A 21,280-nucleotide genomic window follows, 5' to 3' on the forward strand; every position below is an offset into this window, starting at 1 on the left:
TCAGTTGCCTATGCGCTTAGCTTGCGTGCGCTTAGCTTGCGCGGCGGGCGCGGGCTGCGCGGCGCTTCATAGCGCGACGCTCGTCCTCGCTAAGACCGCCCCACACGCCTGCGTCCTGTCCGGATTCGATGGCCCACTTCAAGCAGGTGTCAATCACGGGGCAGCGGCGGCATACGCTCTTTGCTTCCTCGATCTGCAGCAAGGCCGGACCTGTGTTTCCCACGGGGAAAAACAATTCCGGGTCCTTGTCGAGGCAGGCTGCGCGACTACGCCAGTCCATGCTGATCACTCACTCCTTTTAAAACGGGGGCGTCTTGTGAAAAAATTCACTTTAGGCCACATAAGAAAAGGCCCACAATGGGCCCTTCAGGTCATTTACTTAAGATTGTCATGTTAACTCAACGTAAACAAGGGGTAATGGCGGAAATAATTGTCTCTAACCGTGAGCGATGCGTCACAATGCCCCGCGGGTTCCCGGCCCCCACCCGGCAAACTCCGATAAGGTGCTCTTGTGCAAAACGATCCCCAAACCCCAGCTGACATGCCCCGCCCAGAGGACGCTGATGCGTTGGAAGCGAGCCTTAAACGCGGTGAGTTAGTCCGCCCGGCAGGCGTTTTTGTCATTGCGGGCGTGGTGGGATCAGAAGCGTTGGCATTGGCCGTGTTCGGCATCTGGTCGATCTTTTCATTGCTCACACAGCCGAGTAATTCCTTTGCGAGCGCCATATTTTTGACTCTCTTGCTCTTGGGACTGTCCGCAGGCTTGGGTGCGGTAGCGTTCAAGGCTTTCCATGGTTTCAGGTGGACACGCTCGGCTGCGTTTGTGTGGCAATTGCTTATGGTGGCCATCGCTACGCCGGCCTTGTTGGAAGGTGAGCTGATGCTGGGCTTGCTGCTCCTCTTGCCGCCGCTGGCGGTTGTTTACTTCCTCTTCACCCCCAAAGTGGTGGCCTTTTCATTGCGTACGGCGGCGGAGGAAACGGTCCTTTAGCTTCACAGTCCCGGGAACTGAAACCATTCCCGGTGGCCGCCGTTGATCAAGACTGCCCGCCCCGGTGGTTCTGAGCCGGCAGTGTCTAGGCGGATGCCGAACATCTCCGCGTCCATGGCCCGCTGGGGTCGCACAACCACTCCTTGGCTGGAGGTTCGTAAACCCCACTCCAAGGGCAGCCGTGACAGTGCGGGACCTGGATACGGCACTGCCACAATGAGGACAGCGCCGGCAGCCAGTAATTCATCCGCTGTATGAATCTGCTCGGCAGTGGTGGATAAGGGATTATCCAGCAACACCACGGAGCTCTCCGCGCACCGCACTGAAGGGGGGGTGCTTGATTCAAGCCAGCTTGCGCCATTGAGGTGAGCCAAGGTCTGCAGGAAAATACTCTTGCCCGTTTGGGGCCCGCCAAAAACGGGCAGAACCGTTCCGGGAGGGAGGCAGACGCTCACGGGGTCGCTGCCGTCGCCGCCCAAGCCCAGGATCAACGGCGCGGCTGGGCCGTTGCCGGGCTGTGCCAGCTGAGCCTTCCGTTCCTGCCGGGCCAGAAGCGCCCAGTCAACTAGTTCATGCCTCTGTTGCGCTGAGATGGACACTGGTAACGTGCCAACGCGCAGGATCCCCGCCGCGAACCCTTCCGATTCAGGGGAGTCTGGCCCGGACCAGCGTTGGGTGCTCAGTTGCAGTGTGCTCGTCCCCAACTGGGCCACGTGCATGAGATTCACCGGTAGGTGGTTCCCCTGTTCTGGGTTCGCCGGGGGTGTGCCTGAGACTGTGGAGGCGCTGGCGTTGATGGGTCCATCCAAAGCACCCCGCCCGGGCATCGGGGAGAAGTGCGGAATGCGGGGCCACAGCATGGTGGTTTCGGCAGGGCTCCCATGACTGAGATAAATCCTGTTGGGGATGGCAGCCATGAACCCGGTGGTGAGCAGGTCACGGCTACCGCCTATAACAACTATGAGATTTTTTCCGCCGAAGCGGATCAGCTCGGACACGGCGTCTTCACCCTCGTGCCATGGCCCGGATCTGAAGGCCGTGGACCAGCGGCCCCAATCTGTCATGCACAAAATCAAAGGGCGAACACTACTGGGGGCAGCCTCGGCCAGCCTTTGCATAAGATGCGCCACAGTGCGCAAATCCGTGGGCGTTAAATAGCTGCCCACCCACGGGTTGTCCGCAAGATCCTTCAGGGAACCATCGGCATCGAGGAGGTACAGCACAGGGGCCGTGGAAAAATTTGCTGTTGCTGTTGCTGTGTGCGCTAGAACCCTGGTGGCCACAAGGGCCACGGCGCAAGAAGATTCCGTTACCGTCCCAAAGCACGCCAGATGTGAATGATCGCGGGGGTGCCATACAAGGACTTTCAAGCATTGCTGTTCCGGCAGATCAACTATGCCCAGCACCACAGTTCCTGGTTGCCTTGCAGGATCTTCGCCAGATAGCTGAACGCTGTCCCTGCCTGGCTCAGCTTCGCCAAGGCCATCAAGGGCTATCTCGGTGGGTAGTTCAGGTGCCACTACGGCAGGGGCGCAGACTAGCGCGGGTTGGAGGGTGCAAGCATTGCGCCAGGCCTGATTCATGACTGCCACCACGGCCTCAACATTGCTGGTCACTGCTGAGCTGGTCATTCCTGACTTGGTCACTGAAGCGGCGATTGGTGGTTCGCCCTGTTCTAGCTGCATCAGCACAGGCACCACGGCCTCTCCTGACGGTGGCACACCCAGAACAGCACTTTGAAATTCCGTGGGAGTCCCGCCTGCCCTGCTGATGTAGGCGCGGCCGGGAGTCTCCACAGCGATCTCAGCGGCGGCCGCAGTGCCAATGACGTCAATGGAATCAAAACTTGACTGCACCCGTAGACAAATTGAACTGGTCACATTGGCGCGGATGTCCGCATTGATGGCGCCTTGCGGACGCTGGGTGGACAGGATCAGGTGAATGCCCAAAGATCTGCCCACAGCGGCGATCCGCATGAGTTCTGCCATGGCGTCAGGGAATTGGTCAACAAGAACCCTGAATTCATCAACAACAATCACCAGGTGCGCCATACCGTAGCGTGTGGGCTCGTGGGTGTTGGTTTCTCTGCGAGTGGCACGGGCGCGGTAGGCCAAGCTGTCGGCAACATCTGCGGCAGAAAGCGCTGCTTCACGCCGGTGCAGTTCGGCACGCAGGGATGCCAACGTTCTTGCTACCCCATGCCCTCCCAGATCGGTGACCAGTGAACTGGTGTGAGGGAGCTTGACCAACGCGCCCAACCCGGCACCGCCCTTGAAATCAATGAACAGAAATTGGAGATCGGCGGGGGAGTGTGAGGCGGCCAAGCTGCCCACCAGGGCCTTCAGGAACTCGGACTTCCCGGAGCCAGTGGTGCCACCCACCAGCAGGTGCGGTCCGTCATGCACCAAGCTGAACAAGGTGGGGCCCGTTGCTGAGCTGCCAATAGGGATGGCAAGTAGCGGCCCTCCGCCCGAGGCTTCCCATGCTGCTGCCACGGACGATGCCGTGGACTGCCCCGGCCGCGGCACAAAATTGGTGGAGAGAGTTCCGGGAGCCTCTGATAGAGCAGAAGCGGCTGCCATCGCACGGCGGCGGGCATGGCTTGCAAATACTTGCGGCGGCACCCCGTCGGGAATGAAGTCATGCCCCGCGCAGTGCCCCACAATCCGTAGGCCTTGGGCGTGAAGGTGCACACTGCTCGGGTCTGCGCTCGCATTGGCGCCGGGCTCGGTGGCGTCCACCATGACGTGGATGGTTCTGGTAGGGGAGGGAAGGGAAAGTTTGGTGCTGCCAACACCTCCCAGCATGATCAGCACGTTAGTCGCTGGAGCGGCACCAACTCCGGGATCGGTACCAGCTGCGGTGGGCCATTGCATGGCAGCAAGTGCGTTCTGCGCAGCCGCAGTGCATTGAACAATTTTGGTTCGGGGTAGAAACCTTGCTGCCCAGGGAACGTCCTCCGGTGACCCCAGCACAACAACGGGAATGGCTGCAGCATCCAACTGCACTAAGAGAAAGTTCAGCAAAGCCTGCACAGCCCCGGAAGGCCCCCTAATGGTCATTCCCGCCGGTCCCAGTGGGACAGTAAAGGGCTGCGCCTGCACCACAGGAGCTATGAACCCCGGGGCAGGGGGAGCGGGGGCCACTTGTGCGCTGCGAGAAGCGGTTCCTAAACGAAGCGCCAAGTCCCTAGGCGGCGACGCTGTAGATTCGCCTGCGCTGGTAAGTGTGCCCGTGAACGCCACAGCGGGTGCATTCGCGGGTACCTCCAGGAGCAATGTTGCAGCATCAGGAAAAGAACTGGCTGCCCGCTCGGCGTCCTGGACAACCGCACGCGCCACGTCATCACGGAATTGTCTGCGCCGTTTGGCACCGCCAAGTAGCGGAACCAAAACGGTGACGGCCCCCATGGCGGCAAAGGCCAAGAACATCATAGAACCGGTAAAAACTGCCAACGCGGTGCCCATCAGGAGAGGGAGCAGCCCGGTCAGCACCATAGCTAGGGAGGCGCGGGTGGAACCGGCCGGCTGTGGCACCACTAGGGGAGCAGAGTCAGCAAGGAACAACGGAGACGTGGCGGATGCCCGGGCTGATTCCAGATTATGACGAAGTGCGGACAGTGGAGCAGAGCCAGTACCAAGAACCAGGCCAGTGCCAGAAACTAAGCCAGTGCCAGAAACAAAGCCGCGGGCAGAAAAAGAACCGGGGGCAGGAACCCCGCTAAGGTACTGCCCGGGCAGTCGCAGCTCCAGTACACTATTCCCGCAGATAATGCGCTTGCCGGTATCAACGGTGATGGTCCCCTTGAACGGTTGGGCGCTCACCGTAGGGCCCTCTTTGATCCGGTGAATCAGGAATCCTGAGGAGCCGGGGGATGCCGTCAAGGTGATGCTCTGGGATCCAACAATCAAGGTTCCGTGATGCCTGGACAACGCAGGATCGGGCACAGGCAATCGGCACTTCCCGCGGCCTAGGCTGTAGTTTCCGCGATGAAGTGTGAAGATGGTCCCTGCCGCAGGGCCAGCGGAAACACACAACAGTGCCACAACCCCGGATCCGGAAACTAAGGAACCAGCAACTACGGAACCGGAAGCCCAAGGATCAGCAGGATCTGGCGCTTCGCCTACGGATGCGTCGCCGGCGGAAGCGCCGGACGCAGCGCCGGTCCAAGCGCCGGAAGAAGCACCACGCGCGGGGACGGGTTGAGATCCGGCTCGGCAGGCAACCACTACCGCTCCGTCGCAGAGTGGGGCGCAGCCGGGACGCAACGTGTTCAGTGCTTCTCCGGAGACCGCAAATGCAAGCCCTGGCCATTTGGTTGCCAGTGCCCGAGCCAGGGAAGCCCCCGTGCAGCTCTCGAGGCCCACACCCGGTGGCCACAGAGCGCTGAGTTCAATAGGCGGGAACCAGCAACTACTCGGCTCACCTATTTCAGGTACTGCACTCCCCGTGGAGGCAGACGCAGTTGAGGAAGGTCCCGCAACCAGCGTGAATTCCAGCCGCATGGCACCTCCCCTCCAGCCTCTCTGGCTCTCCTACGCTTCCGGCGCTCCCCAGGCTGACTTAGCGGGCACTGGCGCATCGGTCCAAAACTGCTCTCACACGGCCGAGCCTAGGTGAGTTGGCAGCTATGGAGGGGCCCGGTGCCGTACTTTGTGGGCAGGCTAGGGGCGGGTGCACGCTGTGGGGGAAGAGCGGCGGGCTCTTGTGAGCATTGCCACGTATGCAGTGCCCTGAGATAACACTCAGGTAACCTAGGGAGGTAGACCATGGCACTGCTGTGCCCAATACATCGCTACCAAGCACCGCAGGAGAGTTTGTGAACGCTGACTTAGTTGTCGTTGGTTCGGGTTTCTTTGGCCTGACCATTGCAGAACGTGCCGCCACCGAGTTGGGGTTGAAGGTTGCTGTCCTTGACCGCCGTCACCACATCGGCGGAAACGCCTACAGCGAGAACGAGGCCCAGACCGGGATCGAGGTGCACCGCTACGGTGCGCACCTGTTCCACACCTCCAACGAGCGCGTCTGGGAGTACGTGAACCGTTTTACCGCGTTCACCAGCTACCAGCACAAGGTGTATACCTCCCACAACGGTGAGGTTTACCAGATGCCCATCAACCTGGGCACCATCAACCAGTTCTTCCGTTCCTCCATGGGCCCCGGTGAAGCGCGTGCGCTGATCCAGGAACAGGCGGGCGAGCTTGCTGGAACCGATCCGTCCAACTTGAACGATAAAGGCATTCAGCTGATCGGCCGCCCGCTCTATGAGGCGTTCATCAAGCACTACACGGGCAAGCAGTGGCAGACGGACCCCAAGGACCTGCCGGCCGAGATCATCTCCCGCCTGCCTGTCCGCTACAACTATGACAACCGCTACTTCTCCGACACCCACGAGGGCCTGCCGGTAGATGGTTACACCGCGTGGATTGAGCGCATGGCGGACCACCCGAACATTGAAGTGGTGCTGAACACCGACTTCTTTGACGATGGAGTGTACGGCCGCAAGGCTGTCACCGGCCAGGTCCCGGTCATTTACACCGGCGCCGTGGACCGCTATTTTGACTACGCCGAAGGCGATCTGTCCTGGCGCACCATTGACTTGGAGCAGGAAGTTCTGCCCATCGAGGACTTCCAGGGCTGCTCGGTCATGAACTACCCGGATGAGGCGCAGAAGTACACGCGCATCCACGAGTTCCGCCACTTCCACCCGGAGCGTGCTTACACCAAGGACGCCACGGTCATCATGCGCGAGTACAGCCGCTTCGCCGAGAAGGGCGATGAGCCGTACTACCCGGTCAATACCAGCGATGACCGCAGCAAGCTGCTGGCCTACCGCGATCTTGCCCGCGGTGAGAAGGACGTACTGTTCGGGGGCCGTCTGGGCACTTACAAGTACTTGGACATGCACATGGCCATTGGTTCAGCCCTGAACATGTATGACAACAAGATTAAGCCCCACTTCACCGGTGGTGCGAAGCTGCAAAGCGGAGGAGTTGACGCGTGAGCGTAGCGAAGAAGACTAAGAAAAGTGAAACCGAAGTGGATGCCACCGTCTGGAAGACTGTTCACCGAGTAGTTTTTCCAATTGACGGGGACACTGACACACTGCCCCTTTATGTGGACTTCAATGCCGCGCAACGTGTGGTTTCCACCGAAGAGTCGACCGCTAAGTCAGGGGCCAAGTCTGGCGCTAACGCTACAACTGCAGCAGCTTCATCAAATGTTTCCGGTTCACGCCAGCGCACCGACTACATCAAGGGCCGTCGCGAAATTCGTCTTCCGGCGTTCCGCAGGGTTTCCCTTGGTACCTACTTCAACGCCTTTCCGGCCAGCTACTGGCGCGCCCACACCGACGTGGAGCAGGTTCGCCTGACGGTCGAAACCGACGGCGATGCCACGGTGATCGTGTACCGTTCCACCCCCCGCGGCACGGCAAACCGTGTGGAGAGCCTGCAAGTTAGCCAGGGTTCCCCCGTCACTATTGACCTGTCCATCATGAACTTTGCCGACGGTGGCTGGTACTGGTTTGATCTGGCAACGAGTGAAACCGCAATCACCCTGACCAATGCGCACTGGTCTGTTCCGCAGCCTGAGGGCTTCCAAGCGGGCACGCTTTCTGTAGGCGTCACCACGTTCAACCGTCCCGACTTCTGTGTCAAGCATCTGCGTACTTTTGCCGAATCACCGGACCTTACCGAGGTCCTGGATGAATTAATCGTTACTGACCAAGGCAACCAGCGTGTGCGCGATGAGGAGGGTTTCGAAGAAGCTGCGGCGAATCTGGGCCACCGCTTCAGGCTCGTGGAGCAGGCCAACCTTGGTGGGTCAGGCGGCTTTGCCCGCGGTATGCAGGAGACAGTCAAGGCTGGCAAGAGCAAGTACGTCATGTTGCTCGATGATGATGTCTTGATTGAAACTGAGGGCATCTTGCGTGCGGTACAGTTCGCCGATTTTACGCGCCGTCCCACTATTGTTGGTGGACACATGTTCAATCTGTACGAGCGTTCGGTAGTGCACAACTTTGGCGAAACGATTAACGAATACCGTTTCCGATACGAATCGGCAGGCGCCAGCCAGGAAGTTCATGATTTTGGTGCCAGTAACCTGCGCACCACGCCGTGGATGCATCGTCGCATTGACGTCGACTACAACGGCTGGTGGATGTGCTTAATCCCCACCTCCATCATCGAGGAAATCGGCCTATCGCTGCCCGTCTTCATCAAATGGGACGACGTCGAATACGGCATCCGCGCGAAAGCGCACGGCTTCACAACTGTCACACTTCCCGGCGCGGCTGTCTGGCACATGCCCTGGACCGAGAAAGATGACACCATTGACTGGCAGGCATACTTCCACCAGCGAAACCGCTGGCTTGCCACGATGCTGCACTCCCCTTACAGTCGCGGAGGACGCATGCCTATTGAAAGCATGATGGTGGATCTACGCCACCTGCTCTCCATGCAGTATTCCGCCGTTGAACTGCGCCTGCAGGCCCTCGAAGATTTGCTCGATGGACCCGACCACTTGCACCGGAACATTGGCACTAAACTCCCTGAAATTCGCAGAGTTCGCAGCACCTTTTCTGATGCGCAGGTCAGCAAGGATCTTGCCAAATTCCCTCCGGTCAAACGAGTCAAACCACCGAAATTCGGACATATCCCCTCTGCGCCAGCCACTATGCCTGCCATTGTGACTCAGGCCTTATCAGCAGTGATCAATGCTGCGCGCGATCAACGCGAAGGTGCGGTAGATTTCCCTGAGGCCGTTGTCCCCGCGATGGATGCCCGCTGGTGGCGTTTGGCGAAGCTGAACTCGGCGCTCGTCTCGGCATCTGATGGCGCCGGCGCCTCTTGGTATAAGCGAGATGCCAAAACCTTCCGCAAGTACATGATCCGTAGTGTTAGCTTGCATCAGAAGCTAATGCGCCGCTGGGACGAGCTATCCAAGACCTATCAGGATGAATTGCCCAACTTCACCTCGCCTGAGGTGTGGGAGAAGACTTTCGCAGCTAACCCCGCGCCAGTGCTCCCCGTAGAAACGGTGACAGATAAGTGACCCTCCGTGTAGGAGGTGACGGCAATTCAAATGCCGTCCCGCCACTGACAAGTCCAGGCCATGGCAGCGGCCTTCTGGATGTTTTCCGGTCGCGGTACCTCTTGAACTTATTGGTCCAGAAGGAACTGAAGGTTCGTTATCGAGGATCAGTGCTTGGCATCCTTTGGTCCTATGTGAAGCCGGGAATGCAGTTCGTGGTTTTCTACATTGCTTTGGGCGTTTTTCTGGGCCTGGAGCAAAGCCCCACCAACAGAAGCGGCGTGCCCAACTACGCCATCTATCTGTTCTCCGGTATTGCTTTGATAAATTTCTTTACCGAAGCGTTGGGTAATGCAGCACGCTCGGTGGTTGGAAACTCGGGCCTCATTCAAAAGATCTACCTGCCACGGCAGCTGTTCCCCGTGGCGTCCGTTTGGGTTTCCGCTGTCCATTTCCTGCCGCAGGTGCTGATCCTCGCTGCTGTGTGCTTGTTCAACGGCTGGCGACCGGGATTTATTGAGATTGGTGTGGCCCTGGCATCCTTTCTCATGGTGGCCTTGCTGGCTACCGGACTGGGCCTGTTTTTTGGTGCTGTCAACGTGTACTTCCGTGACGCGGAGAACTTTGTTGACATGCTGTTGCTTGTTGCCACCTGGGCGTCTCCGGTTCTCTACTCCTGGGACATGGTCTCCAACAAACTGGGCTCCACCTGGTTCACCGTGTACCAGTTGAACCCGTTGACGGTTGCCGTTGAGGGTTTCCACCTAGCCTTTTGGTACCCCACCACTGCTGAAAACGTGGCCATGGTGCCGAACCTGATTTCGTTGTGGATTCCCGTAGGATTGTCCATTTCGGTTGCAGTCCTTCTCCTTGGCCAGCTGGTCTTTCGACGGCTTGAAGGCCGTTTTGCGCAGGAGCTCTAATGACAACTAATTCAATTGAAGTCAGGGACATCAGCAAGAGGTTTGTGCTCCGCCATACTCGTTCTCTGAAGGAAGCGTTTGTTTGGATCATGAAGGGGCGCAAAGGCGATCTTTCCAAGAAGTTCTTTGCGTTGAACGGCGTCACACTGGACGTTGCAGCGGGGGAATCCGTGGCCCTGCTTGGTCTCAACGGATCAGGTAAATCAACTTTATTGAAACACATTTCCGGTGTCATGTTGCCTGACACCGGGAGCGTGCAGACTCGAGGAAGGGTGGCGGGCCTGATTGAGGTCGGGGCTGGATTCCACCCAGACCTCAGTGGTCGGGACAACGTCTATCTCAACGGTGCCATCCTTGGAATGAGCAAGGATGAAATCGATGCCGCATTTGATTCCATCGTTGAGTTCTCGGAGATCGAGGATTTTATCGACACTGAGGTGAAGTTCTATTCGTCGGGGATGTACCTGAGATTGGCGTTTTCCGTTGCTGTTCACACGGATCCGGATGTGTTCCTCATTGACGAGATTCTTGCCGTGGGCGACGAGCCGTTTCAAAAGAAGTGCTTGGCTAAGATCAAAGAATTGCACGCCGCGGGGAAGACCCTGATTGTTGTCAGTCACGACTTGGATGTTGTGGCTAAGGTTTGCGATCGAGGAATCCTGATGGAACAGGGCCATACCGTCATGGATGGTCCAGTAGCCGATGTGATTGCCAAGCTTCGCAGCTGATGATTATGAAAAACCCTTAGAATCAATATCGCCGCGGTCCAATTGAGGACGTGGATAGTGTGGCGGGCGGAGGCGCAGCCAATACGTAGGCATTAACTTGGAGGAAATCGTGTCCTGGTGGGTAGCTGTGCCAGTAATATTTGTATGCATTAGCTTGGTCCTTGTCCCTGGGGCCATATTGGCATTTTCCATGGGGTTTCGCCGCATCACGCTTCTGGGGCTGGCGCCAGTGCTCTCCCTGGCTTTGGTGGGAGTTGCCGCAGTTGTTGCGCCCTTTGTCGGCGTCGGTTGGAATATTTGGGGACTGATTGTCCTCTGTATCTTGGCATCGGCAGTGGTATGGTTCGCCACCAACTTCAGACAAAGGGAATCGAACAAGAAGTCCTTCCATCATGATTCATGGTTGGCACTCGGGGCAACTGTCATAGGTGTTGCATCAGGCGCCTTCCTGATCGGGCGGCGCATCATGCAATTGGTGGGAGCGCCCGATAACATCTCCCAACGCTATGATAACGTGTTTCAGCTCAACGCCGTCAGGCACATCCTGGACACGGGGAACGGCTCAACGCTTACTCTGGGGAAGATGGCTGGCGGTCAGGGACTTGGCGCCGTCTATCCTGCTGTTTGGCACGACCTAGCGGCTTTGCTTGTCCAGCTCACCGGTGTGTCCATCCCGGTGGCCGAAAATGCCGTCAACATGACCATTGGCGCTGTGATTTGGCCCATCTCTATAATTTTCCTCACCCGTGTAGTTGTTGGATCCAAGCCTGTTGCCTTGATCGCGGCCGGCATCGTGTCAGCGGGCCTTGCAGCGTTCCCTTTCCTGCTTTTGGTGTGGGGGCCATTGTTCCCCAACATGCTCTCGGTGGCTGTGGTTCCGGCAGCCCTGGCCGTTGTCATCATGTTGTGCAAGCTCGCCGACCATCAGGAACGCCCTTTGCGGCTGTGGCTGGCATTGATGCTGTTGTTGCCAGGACTGGCATTCTCACATATGAGTGGCATTGGAGCCTTGCTTGCCTTCAGCGCCCCCATCATCGCCTGGACCGTTGTGCGGTACGTGGCATCTCTAGTGCGGGCCAAGGCTCCCTTGTGGAAGTTCGCGGTTGTCGTGGTGGCCTCCGGCGCTGGTGCAGTTGTGACCTTATTGGTGTGGGTCAAGCTTCGCCCTGGCGACTACAGCGGTTGGCGCCCTCACCAGATCATGGGTGGCGCGGTTGGTGAGGTGCTCACTAACTCGCCCATGGGTACCCGGGTAGCCTGGGGCATTTCGATTCTTGCCATTGTTGGCATCTTCACAATGGTCCGTGGGCGCCGCCAGATTTGGTGGCTTCTGAGCTACGCAGTTGCTGCGGGGCTGTACATCGTTGACGCAGCTATCGATCCGGGCTTCATCCGGACCTTCATGACGGGGATCTGGTACGCAGACTCCAACCGTCTCGCCGCCTACCTGCCCTTGTTTGCTGTGGTGCTTGCGGCTCTTGGATTCAACAGGATTGTGGAGACCGTTGTTGGCTGGTGGAATCGAGGCGGTGGCGCCCCCTTCGAACTGGGTGAGATGTCTGCTGCATGGACCAAAGCAGCCAGTGGGGCAGTAGTGTTTGCCTTGCTCGGAACGTTGGCGGTCGCCACCCAATTGGGAGCCATCCAAACATATATTGGTGCCAACAAGCAGTTTTATGAGCGAAACACGGGAACCTCTATCCTTTCGGATGACGAGTACAGGCTTCTCTCGAGGATCGACAGCGAAGTCCCTGCGGATGCCGTCATCGTAGGAAACCCCTGGAACGGGTCCAGCCTTGTGTACGCCTTTGCGGACAGGCCGGTGCTACGGTACCACTTGTCCCAGCGCAAGACGTTGCAAGAATCGATTGTGGAGCAGAAGCTGAACATAGCGGCGTCGGACCCCGCAGTGTGCAAGGCGATCCGCGAACTGAACGTGCGTTATGTCCTTGATTTTGGTTCTCAGTACCTACTTAACCATCCGGACCGCCTCAACTACGAGGGACTGCAAGGACTGGCTAGCTCCGACGCAGTGACGCTGGTGGATCAGGAAGGCGCGGCCAAGCTTTACCGTGTGAAGGCCTGCTGGTAGTGCCTGACGCAGCGGCAGCCACGTGACCGAAACTCAAGAGCTGGACCTGAAATCTGGAGAACATCGGGCAGGCCCAACCATTCTTCGCAGGCCTCGACGAAAGCCCCTGCGCAAAGACATTCAAGCCCTGCGGGCCGTGGCCGTCGGGTTGGTGGTGCTGAACCACTTATGGCCCAACAGAGCCACGGGCGGCTACGTTGGCGTGGACATTTTCTTTGTGATATCCGGGTTCCTGATTACTTCGCACTTAGCCAAGGAACTAACCTCAACATCAGGATTGGCTATTGCGCGTTTCTACGCGCGACGGATCAAACGGCTGTTGCCAGCGGCCTTCTTGGTTCTGATTCTCGGCTCCGTCGCTGTTGCAGTGTGGGTTCCCTATTCCGAGTGGACACGCACAGCTCGTGAGGTAATGATGAGCGCATTGTACGTAGGTAACTGGTCATTGGCGGCTCAATCGGTGGACTATTCGGCACTGACGAACAACGCCACCATTGCCCAACACTATTGGTCTCTGTCGGTGGAGGAGCAATTTTACCTCCTGTGGCCGTTGGTCTTGCTGGGACTGTACAAACTCGGCCAGCGATGGTCTTCGCCACGCACAGTTCTGCTGGCTGGAGTAGCGCTGGCAGCGCTGGCCAGTCTGGCATATTCGGTCTATTTCACCGCAGTGGCGCCAAATCCTGCGTACTTTGTGACACCCGTTCGGGTCTGGGAATTTGCTGCCGGTGCGATCGTGGCCCTGTTGGCGGCCAAGATATCGCTATCCCGGTTTTGGGCCATGGTTGCCGCGGCTGCCGGATGGCTGGCCGTAGCTGTTGCCGCGATTTCGTTCAACCAAGATACACAGTTTCCAGGCTGGGCGGCACTGCTTCCCGTGCTGGGAACAGTCGCCGTCATCGTTGCCGGAATTGGAATGGCCAATGCCCCGTTTAGTCGGGTGCTGGCGGTAAGGCCTGTCCAGCTGATGGGAAACATCTCATACTCAATCTACTTATGGCATTGGCCCATGATTGTGGTGGCTCCGTACCTGTTAGGCAGCGAACTCAATTCCTGGCATAAGCTGGGCATTATCCTGGTGTGTATTCCGCTGGCGTGGCTAACAAAGGTTCTGGTCGAAGATCAGGGGAAGTCATGGAAAATGCTGGGCAAAGTCCCGCGTTCCACCTTCGGGGCCATGATCGTGGGAATGATGGTCCTCGCCCTGGTCTCAGGCGGGCTTGCATGGGGAGGCCACATGCAGGAGGCCCAAGCGGAGGCTGTGCAATCCGCCGAGTATGGCGGCCCCTGCCACGGGCCAGCGGCGCTCACCGCAAAGAAAGCCTGTCCGGATCCTCTGGGCCCTGCCGCCGTCACAGTCATGGCCGATGCCAACAAGTACTATGCAGGGGCGCATGAATGCGCAGTGGACCCCACCCGCAACCCGCCGGGCGTCGGTGCTGTCGCAGTCTGCGACTATTCGGATGGAGATGCGGACGCCACCACCGTTTGGCTAACTGGAGATTCCCACGCCGAACAGTGGAAGCTGCCACTGCTAGATCTTGCCAGAAAAAACCATTGGAAGCTCACTTACTCCCTGGTGGGTGGGTGCCCCATCGGAGACGTTACCTTGGATAGTTTTGAGGGCAAAAAGAACCCCTCCGCCAGTGCTGCCTGCCGGACTGCGGGGCAGTCAATTGCTGCCATGATTGAACACGATCGTCCCGATAAGGTTTTTTATTCGACTTTTGCCCGGCAGGAGCTTCTCGAGGACGGCAGCGGGCGCTCCCAACAGGTGCAGTACAGTGAGGGCCTGGCAGCGTTTTGGCAACGCTGGGCCGATGCTGGGAGCACGGTCTACGTCCTCGCTGACCCGCCTCTAAACGGGCTCGTGCGCGATTCCAAATGTGTTGCCATGAACCCAAATGAACCGCTAGAGTGTGCCGTTGATAGGTCAACGGCCCAGCCTGTTGATCCACTGCTTGGAGCTGTGGCGGCCATGGCCAACCCTCACGTGCGGCTCATTGATTTGACCGATCACTTTTGTGACACCTTGCGCTGCTACGGAGTGGTGGGCAATGTGGCGGTCTACTACGATGCAAACCATCTCAATGGCGTATTTTCCAAGCTCATGGCACCCTTCATTGAGCGAAAACTCTAGTCTGAAAATGGCCTGGCGAACTGAGAATAACGTGGCATAGCTCTCATGTGAAACTAAGTTGGTGCAAAGCTCGATATTCTAGTATCAAAACCCCGGCGTGGACATGCTATCCGTGTGGCACTCCAGTTCGAAAGAAAAGGCTCCTAAAAGTGAAGATTGCTGTCATTGCACTCGGCAAGATCGGCCTGCCCCTGGCTGTCCAGTTCGCCTCCAAAGGACACGACGTTGTTGGTGTGGACGTCAACCAGACAGTCGTAGACCTGGTCAACGCAGGCACCGAGCCGTTCCCAGGTGAAGCTCACCTGCAGGAACTGCTCTCTGAACTGGTACCTGCCGGTAAGCTGCGCGCTACAACGGACTATGCCGACGCTGTACCCGGAGCCGACGCAGTGGTGCTTGTTGTGCCGCTGTTCGTTGACAAAGATGCCAACCCGGACTTCGGCTGGATGGATACCGCAACTGCAGAGCTGGCCCGCCACCTCACTCCGGAAACTTTGGTCGCCTACGAGACCACCCTCCCCGTAGGAACCACACGTTCACGTTGGAAGCCCGCTCTGGAAGCAGGCTCCGGCCTGGTTGAAGGAAGGGACTTCCACCTGGTGTTCTCCCCTGAACGAGTCCTCACCGGCCGCGTCTTTGAGGATCTGCGCAAATACCCCAAGCTGATTGGTGGCCTTTCTGAAGCGGGTGCTGCCAAGGCCGTGGAATTCTACGAGTCCGTCCTGGACTTTGATGAGCGCCCCGATCTGAACCGCGCCAACGGCGTCTGGGACTTGGGCTCTGCAGAAGCATCAGAACTGGCCAAGCTTGCCGAGACCACCTACCGCGACGTGAACATTGGCCTGGCAAACCAGTTCGCTCGTTTCGCGGCAAAAACCGGCATAGACATCTACCAGGTCATTGCTGCCTCAAACTCACAGCCTTTTAGTCACATCCACCAGCCTGGAATCGCCGTCGGTGGACACTGCATCCCCGTCTATCCGCGCCTCTATCTGTGGAACGATCCCGACGCAACGGTTGTTCGTGCCGCCCGGGCCGCAAACGCTGATATGCCTGACTACACCATTGGTCTGCTTGAAGGTGCCTATGGAGACCTGACGGGGGCACGCGTCGTTGTTCTTGGTGCTGCCTACCGTGGGGGAGTGAAGGAGACTGCGTTCTCCGGTGTTTTCGACGCTGTCGAGGCTATCAACCGGCGCGGTGGTACGGCCCTAGTCCACGATCCCATGTACACGGATGCCGAGCTGGAGAAGCTTGGGTTCCTCCCCTATCACTTGGGAGAAACCGTTGATGCGGCCGTCGTACAAGCGGACCACAACGAGTACCGTGAAATTACGCCCGCAGATCTGCCCGGGGTCAAGGCATTTATCGATGGACGCCGAGTAAGCTCTGCAGAGAAGTGGCCCAGCGTGACCTACCGAGTCATCGGCAAAGCCTAAGCGAAGAACCGCATCCGAACAGGAGTAGCATGAGTTACATAGCACCCAGTGCCGACGTCGCCGATCAGGCAACCCTCGGCGAAGGAACCAAAGTCTGGCACCTCGCCCAAGTCCGTGAGGACGCTGTACTCGGCAAAAACTGCATCGTCGGCCGCGGCGCCTATGTTGGTACGGGCGTGAAGATTGGTGACAACACCAAGATTCAAAATTATGCGCTTGTCTATGAGCCGGCAGTCTTGGGCCACGGAGTTTTCATTGGCCCGGCCGTGGTACTGACCAATGACACCTACCCACGGGCAGTCAGCCCGGACGGTTCACTTAAGAGCGCGCACGACTGGACCCCTGTTGGTGTCACTATCGAAGACGGCGCATCGATTGGTGCGCGCGCTGTCTGTATAGCTCCGTTGACGATCGGGCGTTGGGCCACTATTGCGGCCGGTTCGGTCGTCACCAAAGACGTTCCCGCATTCGCCCTGATGGCTGGTGTGCCTGCCAAGCGGCTGGGGTGGGTTGGCAAAGCAGGATTCCCTCTCAAAGAAGAGGACGGTTTCTGGGTTTGCCCAGAAACCGGAGCAAAATACATTGAAGATTCAAACTTCCTAAAAGAGGCAGAGGACAACTCATGAGCCAGGATTTCATCCCCGCAGCAAAACCGATTATTGGCGCTGAAGAACGTGCAGCGGTAGACGCCGTCATGGCCACGGGAATGCTGGCCCAGGGCAAGCAGGTGGCTGACTTCGAGATTGAGTTCTCGGACGTCTTGCTCGACGGCCGTGCCAGCGTAGCTGTTAACTCGGGCACCTCCGGATTGCATTTAGGGCTTTTGGCCTCGGGTGTTGGCCCTGGCGATGAGGTCATCGTTCCATCCTTCACCTTCGCGGCTACTGGCAATTCCGTTGCGTTGACCGGAGCAACACCAGTTTTTGCTGACATCGAGTTGGACTACTATGCACTGGATGTAGCTCATGTTGAGTCACTGATCACGGATAAGACCAAGGGCATCATGCCCGTTCACTTGTATGGACACCCGTTTGCGGCGGAAGCTTTTGCTGCATTGGCTGAAAAGCATGGCATTGACCTGTACGAGGACGCTGCGCAAGCCCATGGAGCTGCGCTCAATGGTAAAAAGGTGGGTACGTTCGGCAAATTTGGCATGTTCAGCCTTTACCCCACGAAGAACATGACATCTGGTGAAGGTGGCATGGTTTCAACCTCAGACGCCACAGTGGAGCGGAATCTGCGCCTGTTGCGTAACCAGGGCATGGAAACCCAGTACCAGAACGAATTGGTTGGCTTCAATGCTCGCATGACTGATCTACACGCTGCCATTGGCCGTGTTCAGTTGACCAAGGTCGAAGGCTGGACGAAGCAGCGCCAGGCCAACGCCGCGTTCCTGACCGCCAATTTGGAGGGTGTGGGAACGCCTAAGGTTGCGACGGGTGCCGAGCACGTCTACCACCAGTACACCATTCGTGTCCCCGAAGGCCGCGATGAGCTGCACGCCCGCCTGCGCTCGGAGTTCAACATTGGCTCCGGTGTCTACTACCCGGTTCCTAACCACCGACTTCCGTCGTTTAACCGTGTTGAGGACTTGCCGAACACTGAAATTGCGGCCAAGGAAGTTCTCTCATTGCCCGTTCATCCGTCATTGACGCAGAACGATCTTGAACGGATCGTTGCTGCCGTGAACACCATCGTGAAGGCTGGTGCCTAAGCATGGCTAATTTGCGAGTCGGCCTTATTGGTCTCGGCATGATGGGCCGCCACCACGCGCGGGTCATTCGTGAAGTCGAGGGCGTAGATCTCGTTGCCGTGGCCGACGCCTACGGTGACCCCCACGGCGTCGCCAAGGAACTCCCTGTGCTTCACAGCGTTGAGGAACTCATTGCTGCCGGCATAGATATGGCCGTCGCGGCCGTGCCAACGGGCATGCACGAGGAAGTCGGCCTGGCCCTGGCGGCCGCCGGCATCCATACCCTGGTGGAAAAACCCATCGCGGCCAGCGCACCGGCCGGCCAGCGCCTCGTTGACGCGTTCGCGGCCCAGGGACTGGTTGGCGCCGTCGGGCACATTGAACGGTTTAATCCCGCACTGCAGTCGCTGCGCCAGCGCATCGCCAACGGTGAATTGGGTGAGGTTTACCAGATTGCAACCCGCCGCCAAGGTCCATTCCCTGCCCGTATCGCCGATGTGGGCGTGGTCAAGGACCTGGGCACGCACGACATTGACCTGACAGCTTGGCTCGCCCAGAGCCGCTTCGAGTCCATCTTCGCTCAGACCACTACCCGCAGCGGCCGGCCGCACGAGGACATGGTAGCCGCCACCGGCAAGCTCGCCAACGGAGTCATCACGAACCACCTGGTGAACTGGCTTTCCCCCATGAAAGAACGCCTGACCATCGTCACCGGTGAAAAGGGTGCTTTCGTTGCCGACACCGTGACCGCGGACCTCACGTTCTTCGAAAATGGGACCGTGGCCACCGAATGGGACTCCATGGCAGCATTCCGTGGCGTCTCCGAAGGCAATGTTACCCGTCTGGCCATCGCCAAACCGGAACCGCTGCGCACAGAACATGAAGCGTTCCGCGACGCCGTGCTCGGTTTACGTAACGACGTCGTGACCATGGCAGAAGGCCAAGACACGCTCGTCGTCGCCGAAGCTGTGCTGGAATCATCTCGCACCGGTGCGCCCGTCAGGATCCTGTCTTAGTGGCAGCACAAAAACCGCTGAAAGTCGTCGTCACCACCAGGCTGTTTACACCGGAAGTGGGGGCGGCGGCTTTCCGCTTGAAAGCACTTGTTGACGGGCTCGCTGCCCTTGGTGCCGAGGTGCAGGTTATCACCACCACCCCGCCCAAGGGTTCCGGGCTCTTCAAGCCAGCCTATACGCTCAGCCGTTGGCCGGTGCTCCGCGACGCTGGCGGAAATGTGCGGGGCTACATTCAGTACCTGAGCTTCGATATTCCGGCGTTCTTCCGGCTCCTTGCGGCGAAAGCCGACGTGGTGGTTTCCGAACCACCGCCCACCACTGGGGTGGTCGTGGCCCTCTCATCGATGCTGCTCCGGCGGCCGTTTGTGTACTACGCCGCGGACGTCTGGACCGAGGCGCTATCCGCCATGGAGGTGCCCAGCATCGTGAAGAAAGTCATGGGCGCCGTGGAGGGCTTCGTGCTCCGCCGTGCGGCGGCGGTCATTGCCGTGTCTGAACCGGTGGCTGAACAGGTTGCCAAGTTCCGGGTACCCCTGGACCGTATCCAGGTGGTCGGCAACGGGGTGGACACCAGCGTGTTCACACCTCTGGGGCTGGCCGCGTCAGCGGAGCATCCCTATTTTGTCTACACCGGCACTATGAGTGAGTGGCAGGGGGCTGAGATCTTCATCCGTGCATTGCCCATGGTGCGTGAGAAGTTCCCCGAGGTCGAGATCAGGTTCTTTGGCCAAGGAACCGATGAAACGCACTTGCAGGACACGGCCGATGTGCTGGTGTCAGGGAGCGTCCACTTCGGTGGCGTGGTCCCCCCAGCGGAGGCTGCGGAGTGGATTCGTGCTGCGGCAGGGGCGTTGGTGAGCATCAAGCCGGAGCAGGGATACGACTTTGCCAAACCCACCAAGATTTATGCCGCTGCTGGCTGCGGGACGCCTGTCATCTTTGCAGGCCGGGGCGACGGCGCAGCGATTGTCGCCGAAGGTGGGTTGGGCGTTGCGGCATCGTACGATGCACGAAGCGTTGCCGAGGCCATGATCGCCGTCTTGACCGACGCGACTGTGGACGGGTCCCAGACACGCGAGTCAAGGATCCGATGGGTGGCGGCCAATGCGTCTCTCGCTGCGTCAGGCCGGGTCGCTGCAGCGGCCGTACTGAATGTGGGAAAAGTAGAATGACGCAAGAAACCCTGTCGACCAATGATGCAGGAACTGAATTTCAGTTTCGACGAGGCCAACGGCGCCGCACAATACGTCGACGGCGCATGGCCGTGAGCATATTGGCCATAATTACGATTACCGCTATTTGCGGCGGTTTATTCGTCTTTAGAGATGCCATTTGGGGCCCAAGGTTCAACCATTCGGGTTACGAACTGAGCCGTGACGGACAGTCACCCTACATTGGGGATTACAGTGTTCCGCTGGAAAGTGAAATTTGGGGTAAGACGGGTGCAGATAACGTCCTCGTTACCGTACTCCATGGCGAGGCTGTTTATCATCCGGTGAATTCTTCCTGGTACATCAGCCAAATGATCTCTTCTTATTTGAACACAGGGAATCAGGAATACTTGGACCGAGCTGTTGCAACGACAGAATACTTGATCAAGTGGTCCACAGTAGATGCCAATGGTGCTATTTGGTTTCCGTACCGGTTTTCTCATGATGTTAAAACTTTACGGTTAGGGATTCCTTGGTATTCAGGCATGGCCCAAGGCATGATGACATCGGTCTTCGTGAACCTCTATGAGGCCACAGACGATGTCTATTGGAAAAATATGGCGGCCAAGGTGGTGAAGTCATATGATCAGCCGAAGGTTGAAAATGGGCCTTGGTTTCAGAACGTAAAGCTATTGGATGGCAAGAAATTCGTCTTTTACGAGGAGTATCCAGCGTTGTTGGACGAGCAAAATGCTCATGTTGTCAACGGGGATATCTATGCCTTGTACGGGTTGTATGACTACTACCGCATAACGGGCGACAAGCATGTGAAGTGGTTGTTCGATGTGGGGGCTTCGAGTATCCGCGATTCCTTTGGTGCTTATAGAAATCCTGGGCAGCCAAGCTGGTACGCACCAACTTACTATGGGCGTACCGTGTGGGGAAACCCTGAGAGCTATCATAAGGGCGTCGTGAAGCAGCTGCGAAAACTGGCTGAATTGACCGGCGACTCAGAATTCACCAAACAAGCTGACGTTTTGTATGAAGATTTCCACTAATTGAATGCTGGAGGC

The 21,280-nt window shown here is 58.2% G+C and carries 15 protein-coding genes; 13 read left to right on the forward strand and 2 right to left on the reverse strand.

Annotated features, from left to right (window positions below; all coding sequences use genetic code 11):
* Positions 1-31: 31 nt before the first annotated feature.
* Entirely contained in the window at positions 32-280 is a 249-nt protein-coding gene (locus tag ABIB48_RS13910) for a WhiB family transcriptional regulator (protein WP_038469266.1), read from the reverse strand.
* A 231-nt stretch (positions 281-511) separates the two neighbouring features.
* Between ABIB48_RS13910 and ABIB48_RS13915 the strand changes: the two genes are divergently transcribed.
* Complete coding sequence (locus ABIB48_RS13915) at positions 512-991, forward strand: hypothetical protein (protein ID WP_110106542.1); 480 nt, start codon at positions 512-514, stop codon at positions 989-991.
* A 2-nt stretch (positions 992-993) separates the two neighbouring features.
* Here ABIB48_RS13915 and ABIB48_RS13920 read toward each other — a convergent pair whose 3' ends face one another.
* The gene (locus tag ABIB48_RS13920) at positions 994-5,496 is read right to left on the reverse strand and encodes an FtsK/SpoIIIE domain-containing protein (RefSeq protein WP_354213364.1); all 4,503 of its coding nucleotides are present in this window, start codon (positions 5,494-5,496) and stop codon (positions 994-996) included.
* Between the two features lie 314 nt (positions 5,497-5,810).
* Here ABIB48_RS13920 and glf point away from each other — a divergent pair, with 314 nt between their 5' ends.
* From glf to ABIB48_RS13980, 12 genes are all read left to right on the forward strand, one after another.
* A complete protein-coding gene (gene glf / locus ABIB48_RS13925) occupies positions 5,811-6,995 on the forward strand; it encodes a UDP-galactopyranose mutase (protein WP_354213365.1) in 1,185 nt (394 codons plus the stop codon).
* Positions 6,992-9,046 carry a glycosyltransferase gene (locus ABIB48_RS13930; protein WP_354213366.1) on the forward strand — a complete coding sequence of 685 codons (2,055 nt, stop codon included), beginning with the start codon at positions 6,992-6,994 and terminating at the stop codon, positions 9,044-9,046. The genes glf and ABIB48_RS13930 overlap by 4 nt, the downstream gene beginning before the upstream one ends.
* Positions 9,043-9,948: an ABC transporter permease gene (locus ABIB48_RS13935; RefSeq protein ID WP_354213367.1), complete on the forward strand. Its 906-nt coding sequence runs from the start codon at positions 9,043-9,045 to the stop codon at positions 9,946-9,948. The genes ABIB48_RS13930 and ABIB48_RS13935 overlap by 4 nt, the downstream gene beginning before the upstream one ends.
* Positions 9,948-10,676: an ABC transporter ATP-binding protein gene (locus ABIB48_RS13940; RefSeq protein WP_354213368.1), complete on the forward strand. Its 729-nt coding sequence runs from the start codon at positions 9,948-9,950 to the stop codon at positions 10,674-10,676. Before ABIB48_RS13935 ends, ABIB48_RS13940 begins: the two co-directional genes overlap by 1 nt.
* 127 nt (positions 10,677-10,803) lie before the next feature.
* Positions 10,804-12,768 carry a DUF6541 family protein gene (locus tag ABIB48_RS13945; protein ID WP_354213391.1) on the forward strand — a complete coding sequence of 655 codons (1,965 nt, stop codon included), beginning with the start codon at positions 10,804-10,806 and terminating at the stop codon, positions 12,766-12,768.
* 22 nt (positions 12,769-12,790) lie between these two features.
* Positions 12,791-14,908, forward strand: a complete 2,118-nt coding sequence (locus ABIB48_RS13950; protein WP_354213369.1) for an acyltransferase family protein — start codon at positions 12,791-12,793, stop codon at positions 14,906-14,908.
* Between the two features lie 149 nt (positions 14,909-15,057).
* A complete protein-coding gene (locus tag ABIB48_RS13955) occupies positions 15,058-16,347 on the forward strand; it encodes a nucleotide sugar dehydrogenase (protein WP_354213370.1) in 1,290 nt (429 codons plus the stop codon).
* A 29-nt stretch (positions 16,348-16,376) separates the two neighbouring features.
* Positions 16,377-16,973: an acyltransferase gene (locus ABIB48_RS13960; protein WP_354213371.1), complete on the forward strand. Its 597-nt coding sequence runs from the start codon at positions 16,377-16,379 to the stop codon at positions 16,971-16,973.
* Positions 16,970-18,061 carry a DegT/DnrJ/EryC1/StrS family aminotransferase gene (locus tag ABIB48_RS13965; RefSeq protein WP_354213372.1) on the forward strand — a complete coding sequence of 364 codons (1,092 nt, stop codon included), beginning with the start codon at positions 16,970-16,972 and terminating at the stop codon, positions 18,059-18,061. The genes ABIB48_RS13960 and ABIB48_RS13965 overlap by 4 nt, the downstream gene beginning before the upstream one ends.
* Before the next feature lie 2 nt (positions 18,062-18,063).
* The gene (locus ABIB48_RS13970; protein ID WP_354213373.1) at positions 18,064-19,056 is read left to right on the forward strand and encodes a Gfo/Idh/MocA family protein; all 993 of its coding nucleotides are present in this window, start codon (positions 18,064-18,066) and stop codon (positions 19,054-19,056) included.
* The gene (locus tag ABIB48_RS13975; protein WP_354213374.1) at positions 19,056-20,228 is read left to right on the forward strand and encodes a glycosyltransferase family 4 protein; all 1,173 of its coding nucleotides are present in this window, start codon (positions 19,056-19,058) and stop codon (positions 20,226-20,228) included. Before ABIB48_RS13970 ends, ABIB48_RS13975 begins: the two co-directional genes overlap by 1 nt.
* A complete protein-coding gene (locus ABIB48_RS13980) occupies positions 20,225-21,265 on the forward strand; it encodes a D-glucuronyl C5-epimerase family protein (protein WP_354213375.1) in 1,041 nt (346 codons plus the stop codon). The genes ABIB48_RS13975 and ABIB48_RS13980 overlap by 4 nt, the downstream gene beginning before the upstream one ends.
* Positions 21,266-21,280: the final 15 nt, after the last annotated feature.

This window comes from Arthrobacter sp. UYCu511 (assembly GCF_040547105.1).
Classification (GTDB): Bacteria; Actinomycetota; Actinomycetes; order Actinomycetales; family Micrococcaceae; genus Specibacter; species Specibacter psychrochitiniphilus.